This is a genomic window from Cupriavidus numazuensis, from assembly GCF_905397435.1.
Lineage (GTDB): Bacteria > Pseudomonadota > Gammaproteobacteria > Burkholderiales > Burkholderiaceae > Cupriavidus > Cupriavidus numazuensis.
In genome coordinates this window covers 89,816-101,688 of record NZ_CAJPVI010000035.1, presented here as the reverse complement: position 1 = coordinate 101,688, position 11,873 = coordinate 89,816, and the positions used below count along the sequence as shown (strand labels likewise).

Here is an 11,873-nt window from a genome sequence, read left to right as displayed (position 1 = left end):
TGGAATCTGGATGCCGTGGTCTACCTGAACCCCGAACGGGCCGAGCCGCAAACCACGGAGTACAGGAAAGCAGCATAGCGGCGGACGCGACAACTACCTTGACACACGCCGAAGCGCCAAAAAAACAGAAAACAAGCTGCACGCCCCATAGACCAAAGCGGTGCATCGTCTTGACCATATGGCCACGGGGACAGAGATGTTGGTTCTGAAGCTACACAAGCTTATTCAACTCAAGGCGCGCGCGCCGCAGCCGCGCGCCGCCCTTTTCCAAGTTCTGCAGTATCCAGGCGCCGGAACACCAGCGCCGACAGAAGCGTGATCGTGCCGACCACCACAAAGGCCAGCCGATAAGCGGGACCCGCATCCCCGATCCGATCGGAGAACAAGGTCACGAGCCCGCCGCCAACGGTCACGCCCAGGCCAATGGCCAACATCTGCACCATCGAGAACAAGCTGTTGCCGCTGCCCGCGTCCTCGACGCTGAGGCCTTTTAGCGTGACGCTGTTCATGGCAGCGAACTGCATCGAGTTGGTCGCGCCGAACAGCGCCAGTTGCGCAATGGAGAGCGCCAGCGGCCAGCCCGGGGACATCGCACCAAACGACGCGATCGATGCGCCGACCAGCGCGGTGTTGACGAGCAGGAAGTTGTCATAGCCGAAGCGTTTCACCAGCGGCACGATCCAGCGTTTGGACACCGCGCCCGCCAGCGCGGCCGGCAGCAGCATCAGCCCCGCGTGGAACGGCGAGTAGCCGAGCTGCAGTTGCATCAGCAGCGGCAGCAGGAACGGCACAGCGCCGGAACCGATGCGGCACACCAGGTTGCCGACCAGCCCCACGCTGAAATTCGGCTCGCGGAACAGTGCCAGCCGGAACAGCGGCGCACGGCTGCGGCGCGCATGCGGGATATACAGCAGCGCGGCAGCCACGCTGATCGCGGCAAGGCCGGCGCTCCAGCCTGCGTGGCTTTCCTGCAGCGGCGCATCGAGTGCGAGCGAGAACGCCACCATGCACAGCGACAGCAGGCCGCAGCCGATCCAGTCGAACGCCGGCGCGCCCCCTGTGTCGCCGACCGGCAGATAGCGCCGCACGGCGAGCAAACCCACAACGCCGACGGGCACGTTGATCAGGAAGATCCAGTGCCACGAAACGTGCTGCACCAGCCAGCCGCCCAGCACCGGCCCGAAGATCGGTCCCACCTGCCCGGCCACCGAGACAAAGGCGAGCGCGGCAATGTACTGCTCGCCCGATACATTGCGCAGCACGGCGAGCCGGCCGATCGGCAGCAGCATGGAGCCGCCGATGCCTTGCAGGACCCGGGCCACCACGAGTTCCGGCAACGTCTGCGCGCCAGCGCAGAACAGCGAACCGAGCACGAAGATCAGGATGGCGCAGAAGTAGACGCGCCGCGTGCCGAAGCGGTCGGCAAGCCAGCCCGACGCCGGGGTCAGCATCGCCATGGTCAGCGTGTACGCGACAACCACGGGTTGCAGCTCCAGTGGCTTGCGCCCGAGGCTGTGTGCCATCGAAGGCAGTGCGGTGTTGACGATGGTGGTATCGAGCGTCTGCATGAAGAAACCCGCAGCGACGATCCACAACATGGCCTTGAGAGAGGGGGCGGAAGCTTGGCTCATGGGCGTTGGGATTGTGCTTGGCAAGGCATGCAAACAAGGCAGGAGGAGATTCTGCAAAGCCCTGGCAGCCAGGCCATGGAACCGATCATAGTCACCACCCTTCCGATCGGGAACCCCGCTGGAGATATTGACTGCGATCGGATTTGCCGATGACAATCGCTTCCATGCTAAACCCGGTCTGGATTCAAACCTTCGCCACCGTGGCCGCCGCGCGCAGCTTTACCGAAGCGGGTCGGCAGCTTGGCTTGTCTCAGTCGAGCGTCAGCGACCATATCCGCCGCCTGGAACAAAGCGTGGGGCGCCGCCTGTTCGTGCGCGATACCCATTCGCTGTCGATGACGCCTGACGGCGAAGCGCTGCTCGTGCATGCGCGGCTCATCCTGGAGGCGCTCGCGCGCGCGGAATCCCAGTTCACAGCGCCACGGCTGCGCGGCCGCGTGCGGCTCGGCACATCGGAAGATCTGGCGCAGGGACCGCTGTCGGGCGTGTTGTCGGCGTTCCGCAATACGCACCCCGACGTGGAGATGGAGATCACCATCGCCATGACCAGCAAGCTGTACGAACTGATGGATGCCGGCTCGCTCGACCTGATGCTGGGCAAGCGTCGCCAGGGCGACCGCCGTGGCGTGCCGCTGTTCCGCGGCTCGCTGGAATGGCTGGCACGCCCCGGGACGGTGGTGGACTTGTCGCAGCCGCTGCCGCTGATCCTGGTGTACGAGCCGAGCGTGACACGCTCGGTCGTGCTCGATACGCTGGCCAAGGCCGGCTGCCAGTGGCAAGTCGTCTGCAGCAGCAGTAGCCATTCCGGATGCCTTGCCGCCGCTCGCGGCGGGCTGGGGCTGACCGTGCGCTCGCGCTACCTGTATGGCGAAGGCGTCGCGCCGCCGCTCAACTGGGAAAAGCTGCCGGTGCTGCCCGAGGTCGAGTTTATTTCCTTGTCTGCGCGCCGGCTGAGCCAGCCGGCCGAGACACTGCTGCGGCTGCTGCAGAAGAGCGATCTGCGCGCCGCCAGTAGCTGGACAGGCGCCTAGCTCTCCAGATCCGGCAGCTCGGCGTAGGCCGTGCAGAGGTGGTACGGCGACGTTGACGGCATTTCTGCCCGCACCACCTCGCCCGAGGGCGCCAGGCATTCGTGCCAGCCACCCTTGTGCAGGAAACGGGTGCGGTACTGGCGCAACTGCGCTTCGAGCGTCGCCAGCGATTCGGGCGTCCCATGCACGGCCAGCGCACGCGCATATTCCGTCTGGGCCCAGATGCGCTCGGTGCCATCAAGCAACGCGCCATGCTCGTCGAGCGCCGCGCTGACGCCGAACGTCCCGGGCACCACGCCGTGCGTCTGCGCAAACACGAAGGCCCGCTGCAGGGACTCGGTGAGCGGCGAGCCCTCGAACAGATCATGATTGCCCGCAACCAGTGAAAACCACTCGAACTGATGGCCAGGTTCGATGCGGTTACCGGGAGTACCCTTTGGCAGTTCGGCAATGCAGCCGGTGGCCGGATCGACGAATCGGCCATGCACCGCCGCGGCGATCTCGCGCAGGCGATCTGCATACCAAAGGTCGCCGATCGTTCCGAATGCCGCGAGGTAAGCCTCGGTCAGATGCATGATGGGATTCTGCTGCAAGCCAGCGCCCTGGTCCTTGAAGGATTCGGACAGCGCCGCATGGTACAGGCCCGTGCCATCCGCAAAGCGCTGTTCGATCACATCGCGTGTTTCCTCCAGCACATCGAGCGCATCGCCATTACGGCTGATGAGGTAGTAATGCGCGCACGCGAAGATCACGAAGGCATGCGTGTACAGATCCCGCGTGGAATCCAGCGGCATCCCCGCCGGATCCACGCTGTAGATCCATCCTCCCTCGCCATTGCCGAAGTAGGCCTGCAGTGAGCCGAACAGCGTATCGGCATGGCGCAGCATCCCCGCCATCGAAAAAACGTAGAGCTGGCGCGCGCAGGCCATGGCGCGATAGCGCACCGGGGGCAAAGCAGTGCCGGTGGCGCCGTCCAGCGCCTCATATGGCAGCATCAGGTCGGTATTCCAGCCGTTGCCCATCCAGGGCGGCACAACGGTGGTGGCATAGTGTGCGTGCAGCGACGCAACCAGTTCGGCGAGTTGAGGCGAGATGGGCATGCGAGTCTGGAAAAGCGGGCGCCACCCGGCGCCTCCGCGCAGAAGATACTGGAAACCGCGCCGCGACGGAAGATGCACAGCCAGTCACTGCCTTGGCTCAGCCTGGATAACCGGCTGGAATTGGGCCTGCACAGTTGCTAGCATCTAAGTCGTCGCCGTTCCCGGAGACTGTCATGTCGACTCAGCCCCTTACCCTGGCCGACAGCCACCGCACGCTCGTGCTCCATGTCCTGGAAGATCCGCCGGGCCTTTACACCTGGCGCATCGTGATGGAAGAGCACTGCGGCGCGGCCGATGCTGACTGCACCATCGAAGCCAGTTCTTCCTACCCCTCGGAGGCCGAAGCCGAAGCCGCCTGCTGGGCAGCAGGCAACTACATGCTCGACGGGCCACGTGCCGCCGGAGAAGTGCGGCCTTCCTGACCTGAGGCGTCCGGCGGCTTTTCTCCGCCGGACGTATCGCCTAACCTGAAATCGTTGGCAGTGGCAACGCGGGCGGCTTTTTTGTTCGCGCTTCCTCCGGCCACCCCGCTACCGCGCGGGGCTCACGCCACTTGCCCGAAATCTTCCTGGCCTTTACTACGCGTATGCCGGCCCCGTGCACGCATCGTGCGCCCGACGGCAGCGCCGCAGGAGCTCGCTATGGAAAAGCCGGTCGTCAGTCCCCAGCGTTTCGTCGAGTTGATGAACGAGCGCCTGGTGAAACACCCTCTGTTCCAGGAGGGCATGCACGTGTACGCCATTCCGCAGCACACCGACCATCCGCGCAGCCTGGTCTGCGTCGGGCCGCGTGGCACGGCGGGCGTATGCACCACCATCGAGAACATCGTGCGTGGTGAATTCGAGGTGTTCCCGGAAATCTCACAGGAATGGCACAGGCCCGGGCCGCCGCCGCCACAGCACGCCGGCCTGCGTTGATTTGCATCTGCCATGCCCAGCGGTTCACACGAGCACAGCGCCCCCTATCGCGGCTACCGCATCCACATTGCGGCACTTCGCTACGGGGGCCTGCATGACGGCTGGTGGACGCTGCGCGTGCACATCTGGCAGCAAGGCCACGCCCTGCCCGACCATTACCCGGACAGTGGCGTGCGCTTTGCGTGTGCTGCCGACGCCAGCCGCGCAGGGCTGGCGTGGGGCCGCGAAACGATCGACCGGCTCATCGCCAGCCGGCAAGCCGAGGAAGAGGCTTCCTTCTCCTGATCGTCGCGTCAGACGTCGATTGCCGAATCCGACTTGACCTTGCGCCGCAGCTCGAACTTCTGGATCTTGCCGGTCGAGGTCTTCGGCAGCGGACCGAAATACACCGCCTTGGGCACCTTGAAGCCCGCCAGCAACGTGCGGCAATGGGCCATCAGTTCCTCCGCCGTCGCACTCGCGCCATCCTTCAACTCGACGAACGCACACGGCGTTTCGCCCCACTTGGCGTCCGGCTGCGCCACGACTGCTGCCGCAAGCACGGCCGGATGGCGGTAGAGCGCATCCTCCACCTCCACGCTCGAAATGTTCTCGCCGCCGGAGATGATGATGTCCTTGCTGCGATCCTTGATCTTGATGTAGCCGTCCGGCATGCATACGCCGAGATCGCCAGTGTGGAACCAGCCGCCCGCGAAGGCCTCGCGCGTCGCCTTCTCGTTCTTGAGGTAACCCTTCATGCAGATGTTGCCGCGGAACATGATTTCGCCGATGGTCTCGCCATCGGCGGGCACCGGCTGCATCGAATCGGGATCGAGTACGGCCACGCCCGACTGCAGGTGATAGCGCACCCCCTGCCGTGCCTTCTTCACCGCGCGCTCTTCCTGCGACAGGCTGCCCCAGCCGTCCTGCTCGGCGCATACCGCTGCCGGCCCGTACACCTCCGTGAGGCCGTACACGTGGGTCAGCTCGAAGCCCATCGTCTCCATTTGCGCCAGTACGGCAGCGGGCGGCGGCGCGCCGGCCACCATGCCACGCACCGGCCCGCGCAGGCCTTCGCGCCATGACGGCGGTGCATTGACGAGCGCGGTATGCACGATCGGGGCCGCGCAGTAGTGGGTCACGCCTTCGTCGCGCATGAGATCGAACACCAGCCGCGGCTCGAACTTGCGCAGGCACACATTGACGCCCGCACGCGCCGCAATGGTCCACGGAAAGCACCAGCCATTGCAGTGGAACAACGGCAGCGTCCACAGGTAGACCGGATGCTTGGGCAGGTCCCACTCGAGGATGTTCGAGATCGCATTCATGGCCGCGCCACGGTGGTGGTACACCACGCCTTTCGGGTCACCCGTCGTGCCCGACGTGTAGTTCAGCGCAATCGCGTCCCATTCGTCGTCAGGCATCTTCCACGCGTACTCCGGATCGCCCGAAGCCAGGAACGACTCGTAGTCGGTGTCGCCGAAGCGCTCGGCCTGCGGGCCCAGCGCATCTTCCACGGCGATGACCTTCAGGCCCGGGATTTCCAGCGCCATCTGGCGCGCAAGGTCTGCGAACTCGGTATCGGCCAGCAGCACCCGTGCCTCGCCATGGCGCAGCATGAACACGAGGTTCGCGGCGTCCAGGCGGATATTGAGCGCATTGAGCACCGCGCCGGCCATGGGCACACCGAAGTGCGCCTCGATCATGGCTGGCGTATTGGGCAGCAGCGCCGCCACGGTATCGCCCTTGCCGACGCCGGCACGCGCGAGCGCGCTGGCCAGGCCGCGCGCCCGCACGTAGGTGTCGCGCCAGTTCTGGCGCACCGGGCCGTGCACAATGGCTGGCCGGTCGCCGTACACCTCGGCGGCGCGGACCAGGAAATCAATCGGGGTGATCGGCACGAAATTGGCCGCGTTGCGGCCGAGGCCGCTGTCGAAATCGGTGGGCATGGCTTGTGTCTCCGCAGAACTGTCTGGCACCGGGGCGCTGTAACTTTTTCTTCCGCAAGGCTATCATCGCACACGCCTGCGCACTGTCATCCGGACGACAAACCTCCCGGAAAGCCGCGCCAGGCAAGGCTTACAGGATTCTTACAGAGCCAGCGCCACGACCCCGCAAAACCCCGTTTGCCCGGCGTTTCGCAAGCTCGCCCACCATGACCGCGCCCGACCTTTCCCCGACCGCATCCCCACTCGCCGGCCATGCCTGGTTCCATGCGCTCGCGCCGGAGCACCAGGCACTTGCGGCACGCGAGACCGTGCTGCAGGAGTTTGCCGCAGGCGCCTTCATCGCGCGGCGTGGAGAACCATCGCGCGACTGGATCGGCGTCGACAGCGGGCTCATCAAGCTTGCCGTCTACACGCCTGACGGGCGCGGTTGCACCTTCTCGGGCGTGCCGGCCGGCGGCTGGTGCGGCGAAGGCAGCGTGATCAAGCGCGAGCTGCGCCGTTACGACGTGATTGCGATCCGCGATTCGCGCGTACTGCTGGTGCCGGAGCCGGTGTTCAATACCCTGCTCGCACAAAGCCTGCCGTTTTCCAGCTTTGTCGTCACGCAGCTCAATGAGCGCATGGGGCAATTCATTGCCACGGTGCAGAACGACCGCCTGCTCAGCGCCGATGCACGCGTCGCACAGGCCATTGCGCAACTGTTCCATCCATCGCTGTATCCGCGCACCAGCCCCGTGCTGGAGCTGTCGCAGGAGGAAATCGGGCTGCTTACCGGTCTGTCGCGACAGCGCGTCAACCAGGCCTTGCGGCGGCTCGCCGACGACGGACTAGTCCACCTGGCGTACCAGACCATACGCGTGACCGATCTGCCACGGCTGCGTCACTTCGGGCTGTCCGAGCTGTAGTCCCCGGCCGAAATGTCATGGCGCCGGCAGCCTTGAAGGTTGCGCCGGCCGCCGAATGCTGCGACAGTTACCGGCCGCGCGCCTGCGCCACCGCCATTGCCCGCATGCCCCTTGTCAGCCGCAATCCCGTCCGCATCACCCGCCTGCGCTTTCCGTTCGCCGTGCGCGTGGAAGCCGTGCAGGGTGCGGCCCGGCTGCGCGACGTCAATGCGCGGCGCGACGTGCGGCCCGGCGACCCGTTCGTGGTCCCGGCGTTCGCGCACTTCGACTGCGAACTGCAAGCCGCGCCGGGGCAAGCGTGCACCATCACGTTCGAGGCCGTGCCGGACACAGTCTGCCCGCGCATGAACGCGATCCATCACGACAAGCACTGGTCCCGCACGCTGGCGCGGCTCGTGTTCGAGCATCCGACGACGGACTGGAATGCCACGCTGCTTGCCGAACAGTGGCAGGTCGCGCAGCGCCTGGTCCGTGCGCGCCTGTTCGCCGAAGGCGAGGCCCTGCACCCGCTGGTGCGCGAACAGCGCACCGCGCGGGCGTTCTACATGCTGGCGCTGTCCGATGCCGCGACGGTGCTGCCAGCGAGCCGCCTGGATTTGCTGGCGACCCAGTCCGGGCTGCGCTCGGCCGCAGCGTTCGCGAACGCCTGCGCCAATCTGTTTGGCATAGAGCCGGCCCAACTGCTGCCCGGCACGCACGATGGCCGGCGCACGCACATGCCGGCCTGGGCCGCGTGGCCCGTGCCCGCTACGGCCTAGATGACGCGATAGATTTCCCAGCGGGCGGTGCCGGACACCACGAACGGTTCCAGCTCACGCCCCCATTGCGCATGCGCGGGAAGCTGGCCGAGTTTCTGCCACGCACAGTCCAGCTCGGCCAGGTCGGCCACTTCCCAGTCGTGGACGACGGTGGCCTCCAGCGCGCCGATCGATCCGGTCAGCAGCCGGCCGCACTGCAGGCCGACCTGCGGCGCGATGTCCTGCGCCCACTGTTGCAGGCGGCTGATCACCTCCTGCTTGTGCCCGAAGCGGGCGTCAATCTGCCATCTGGCGATCAGCATGATGTCTCTCCAGTTTCAAGGTACGCCGCCGTAGCGACGCGCGATTCCGTGTGCTACCTTTTTTGCAGGCCACGCCGGGCGGTGCCGCGCGGTTGGCCGGTGAATCCGCCCAGCGCGGTCCGCGCCGTCCAACCGGTTCCACTATGTGCCGGCATCGTTGAAACCACGGTTGAAAGCAGCGTGGCAGCCCTACCCTCTCGTTCCCTGTCGCCCGCCACCGCGCCTGTCGATGACCGGCTGCGCATCCGCCTGCTGGGTGATCTCTGCGTCATGCACGGTACGGCGGCTGTACCGCTGCCGGCATCCCGGCGCACGCGCGCGCTGCTGGGCTACCTTGCCGCGACCGGTACGGCCCAGTCGCGCCAGGCCCTGTGCGACCTGCTCTGGAACAGCCCCGATGATCCGCGCGCGGCGCTGCGCTGGAGCCTGACCAAGCTGCGTCCCGTGGTCGATGTGCCCGGCGATGCGCGGCTGCGGTGCGACCGTGAACGCGTGCATCTGGAATGCGGCGATGTATGGCTCGATATCGCGCGCGTGCAGGCGCTCCTGGCAGCCGGCGCCACGAACGCCACGCTGCAGTCGCTGGAAGAAGCCGCCCAGCTCCTGCAAGGCGAATTCCTGAGCGGCCTGGACCTGCCCGGGTGCTATCGCTTCTATCACTGGTGCACGGCCGAGCGCGAGCGCTACGCCGGCATGCGCAGCGCGGTCCTCGCCGAGCTGGTCGCGCGATTGCAGGACGCCCCGGATCAGGCGCTGCAATATGCGCGCGCCATGGTTGCGGCCGATCCGCTTGCGGAATCCGCGCATGCCACGCTCGTCGGCATGCTGTCGGCAGCGGGACGCTATCCCGATGCAGAGCAGCACTACACTTATGCGCGCGACCTGCTGCAGCGTGAGCTGTCCATGCCCGCCGACGGGCCGCTCGATCAGGCCATTCGCCACGCGCGACGCCGGCAACAGGAACGTAGCGCCGTGCCGCAAACGTGCGACGAACGGTCGAGCGCGTCCGATACGGCCATCACGCCACCACCGTCCGCACCGTTCGTGGGGCGCCAGCGCGAACGGCACGCCATGGACGCCCTGGTCGCGGCCCGCCACGCAAACGTGCTCACACTGCTCGAAGGCGAATCCGGTATCGGCAAGACGCGGCTGCTCGACTACCTGGCCGATGCCGCGCGCCACGCCGGCTTGCGCGTCTTGCGCGGGCGCTGCTACGAAGCGGAGATGATCCGCCCCTACGGCCTGTGGAGCGATGCGCTGCGCGCGATGGCGCATGACTGGCCGCCCGCGTCCTCACCGGATAACGCCTCGGGCTCGCGCGAGCAATTGTTCAGCGACACCGCGGCATGGCTTGGCCGACAGGCCATGGAGCAACCGATTGCCGTGCTGCTCGACGACGTGCAATGGATGGACGAAGGCTCCGCGGCGCTGTTGCACTACCTGTGCCGCACCTTGCCCGCGCAGGCTCCGATCGTTACCTGCGCCGCCGCGCGCGTAGCGGAGACCGCAGACAATGCCTGGACGCGCAGCCTGCTGCAGTCGCTCGCGCGCGATGGCCGACTGCGGCGCCTGCCGCTGGGTCCGCTAGACACGGCGGAGGTCGCGGCCCTGCTCGGGCCGGGCTCTACGCTTGATGCCACAGCCGTGGCACGCGACAGCGGCGGGAATCCGCTATTCATCCTTCAGCTTGCCGACGCCGCTTCATGCGGACAGACCGGCGCGATATCGACGCTGGACGAACTCGTCATGCAACGGCTCGATGCACTGGACCACGACGCACGCGAACTGCTGTTGCGTGCATGCGCACTCGGTCGTGAAGTCCGGCCACGCCTGCTGGCGGACGTTGCGGGTGCGCCGCTGGCACAGGTGCTCGCCACGCTGGAACGCCTCGAACGGCATGGCCTGCTCCGCCCAGGCACCATGTCCGGCATTGGCGATGACGCTTGCTATGACTTCAGCCATGACGTGGTGCGGCAGGCCGCCTATCGCAGCATGTCGGCGCCGCGGCGCCGCATCGTTCATGGCTGGATCGCCCAGCACCTGCAGGCGCAATGCGCCACCGATCCCGCACTGCATGGCGAGCTGGCCCATCACGCGGCGCTGGCCGGAGATTCCGCGCTCGCGGCGAAGGCCTGCGCGGATGCCGCGGATCACTGCCTGCGCGTCTGCGCCAACGACGAAGCCGTATTGGTCACCGAGCGTGGGCTGGGCCTGCTCGAGGCGCTGGTGTCGGGCCCCGCACGTACGCGCCTGGCTGTGCGCCTGCTCAAACTGCGCGTCGTAGCAGCCAGCAACCGGCCGGAACGGCGTACGCCGGCACTGGCCGAGGCACTGCGCCAAGCGGTAGAAGATGCCGACGCGTTGGGCTTGCACGAAGACGCGGCCGAAGGCCTCCATATGCTGTCGTGGCTGTCCCAGCAGGACAATGACATCGAAGGCACCCGCCTGGCCACGCTCGCCGCCGAGCGCATGACCCGCAAGGCCGACGCCGCCACGCGTTGCCAGCAGCTCGCCAACACGGCGCGCTGCCTGCTGGAAGTCGAGTCCGACCTGCCACAGGCACAAGCGATGCTGGCCGATGCCGAGAGGCTCGCGCAGTCGCTGGCCCTGCGCGTCATCGAGCTCGCATGGGGCCAGGGCCTGCTGGCACGTGCGCATGGCGACGCGGCCACCGCGTTCGACCGCGTGTCGCTTGCCGTTGCCCTGGCCCGCCAGCGGCAGGATCACTGGCGCGAGTACGAATGCCTGGTATGGCTCGCCACCCTTGCGCTGGAACTTGGACGCGACGTCGAACTTGCCGGCCTCAGCGCGCGCATTGCAGAGGCCGCACGGCGCATGGGCGAGGCCGACGCCCCGTTCGCGCGTGCGCTGGCGGCCCTTGCCGGCCTGCGGCAAGGCGATGCATCCGCGCTGCCGACACTCGAACAGGCGCTGGAAGACCTGCGTGCCATCGACGACAAGGCGCATCTCGCGTACGCGCTCAACAGCACGTCCAGCCTGCTGCGCGACAACGGGAGCGATGTTCCGACCCGGCCCCTCGCACTCGAAGCGCTGGCCGCCGCGCGAACCGTACGGCGCCAGACCGAAACGGTCGTCGCGCTGGCGCATCTGGCAATGGTGGATGCGGAAAGCGGAGACGTTGCCAGTTCCGCACACTGGCTCGCGGAACTCGCAGAGGCCGGGCACCAGCATGCGTTGAACGCCCGCGCCACCGCTGCCGCCAACGGGGCTCGCGAAGCGTGCCGCGCGATTCCAACGCTGGCGCCAACGCGGCCCGCCTAGCCTGCAGGCATCAAGCAGT

Annotated in this window: 11 protein-coding genes; 7 read left to right on the top strand and 4 right to left on the bottom strand. The window is 66.9% G+C overall.

Features of this window, described 5'->3' with window-relative positions:
• Nucleotides 1-230 precede the first annotated feature (230 nt).
• Nucleotides 231-1,631: a multidrug transporter subunit MdtD gene (gene mdtD, locus KHO41_RS25500; RefSeq protein ID WP_211956039.1), complete on the bottom strand. Its 1,401-nt coding sequence runs from the start codon at nt 1,629-1,631 to the stop codon at nt 231-233.
• A gap of 164 nt (nt 1,632-1,795) precedes the next feature.
• Between mdtD and KHO41_RS25495 the strand changes: the two genes are divergently transcribed.
• Entirely contained in the window at nt 1,796-2,662 is an 867-nt protein-coding gene (locus KHO41_RS25495) for a LysR family transcriptional regulator (RefSeq protein ID WP_211956048.1), read from the top strand.
• Here the strand turns inward: KHO41_RS25495 and KHO41_RS25490 are convergent.
• Nucleotides 2,659-3,762 (bottom strand): AGE family epimerase/isomerase, encoded by a 1,104-nt coding sequence (locus KHO41_RS25490; RefSeq protein WP_211956038.1) that lies wholly within the window; start codon nt 3,760-3,762, stop codon nt 2,659-2,661. The genes KHO41_RS25495 and KHO41_RS25490 overlap by 4 nt on opposite strands.
• Before the next feature lie 173 nt (nt 3,763-3,935).
• Between KHO41_RS25490 and KHO41_RS25485 the strand changes: the two genes are divergently transcribed.
• The 3 genes from KHO41_RS25485 (at nt 3,936) to KHO41_RS25475 (ending at nt 4,964) form a co-directional block, all read left to right on the top strand.
• Nucleotides 3,936-4,184 carry a hypothetical protein gene (locus KHO41_RS25485; RefSeq protein ID WP_211956037.1) on the top strand — a complete coding sequence of 83 codons (249 nt, stop codon included), beginning with the start codon at nt 3,936-3,938 and terminating at the stop codon, nt 4,182-4,184.
• A gap of 219 nt (nt 4,185-4,403) precedes the next feature.
• On the top strand, nt 4,404-4,679 hold the full coding sequence (locus tag KHO41_RS25480; RefSeq protein WP_211956036.1) for a hypothetical protein: 276 nt from the start codon (nt 4,404-4,406) through the stop codon (nt 4,677-4,679).
• A gap of 12 nt (nt 4,680-4,691) precedes the next feature.
• Entirely contained in the window at nt 4,692-4,964 is a 273-nt protein-coding gene (locus KHO41_RS25475; RefSeq protein ID WP_211956035.1) for a DUF6566 family protein, read from the top strand.
• Nucleotides 4,965-4,972: 8 nt separating this feature from the next.
• Here KHO41_RS25475 and KHO41_RS25470 read toward each other — a convergent pair whose 3' ends face one another.
• Nucleotides 4,973-6,607: an acyl-CoA synthetase gene (locus tag KHO41_RS25470; protein ID WP_211956034.1), complete on the bottom strand. Its 1,635-nt coding sequence runs from the start codon at nt 6,605-6,607 to the stop codon at nt 4,973-4,975.
• Nucleotides 6,608-6,744: 137 nt separating this feature from the next.
• Here KHO41_RS25470 and KHO41_RS25465 point away from each other — a divergent pair, with 137 nt between their 5' ends.
• Together KHO41_RS25465 and KHO41_RS25460 are read left to right on the top strand one after the other, a co-directional pair.
• Nucleotides 6,745-7,512 (top strand): Crp/Fnr family transcriptional regulator, encoded by a 768-nt coding sequence (locus tag KHO41_RS25465; RefSeq protein ID WP_376989705.1) that lies wholly within the window; start codon nt 6,745-6,747, stop codon nt 7,510-7,512.
• Nucleotides 7,513-7,529: 17 nt separating this feature from the next.
• Nucleotides 7,530-8,270 (top strand): AraC family transcriptional regulator, encoded by a 741-nt coding sequence (locus tag KHO41_RS25460; RefSeq protein WP_211956032.1) that lies wholly within the window; start codon nt 7,530-7,532, stop codon nt 8,268-8,270.
• Here KHO41_RS25460 and KHO41_RS25455 read toward each other — a convergent pair.
• The gene (locus KHO41_RS25455) at nt 8,267-8,572 is read right to left on the bottom strand and encodes a hypothetical protein (protein WP_211956031.1); all 306 of its coding nucleotides are present in this window, start codon (nt 8,570-8,572) and stop codon (nt 8,267-8,269) included. The genes KHO41_RS25460 and KHO41_RS25455 overlap by 4 nt on opposite strands.
• A gap of 180 nt (nt 8,573-8,752) precedes the next feature.
• On the opposite strand from KHO41_RS25455, the gene KHO41_RS25450 reads away from it, so the two are divergent.
• Nucleotides 8,753-11,854 carry an ATP-binding protein gene (locus KHO41_RS25450; RefSeq protein ID WP_211956030.1) on the top strand — a complete coding sequence of 1,034 codons (3,102 nt, stop codon included), beginning with the start codon at nt 8,753-8,755 and terminating at the stop codon, nt 11,852-11,854.
• The last annotated feature ends 19 nt before the right edge of the window (nt 11,855-11,873 follow it).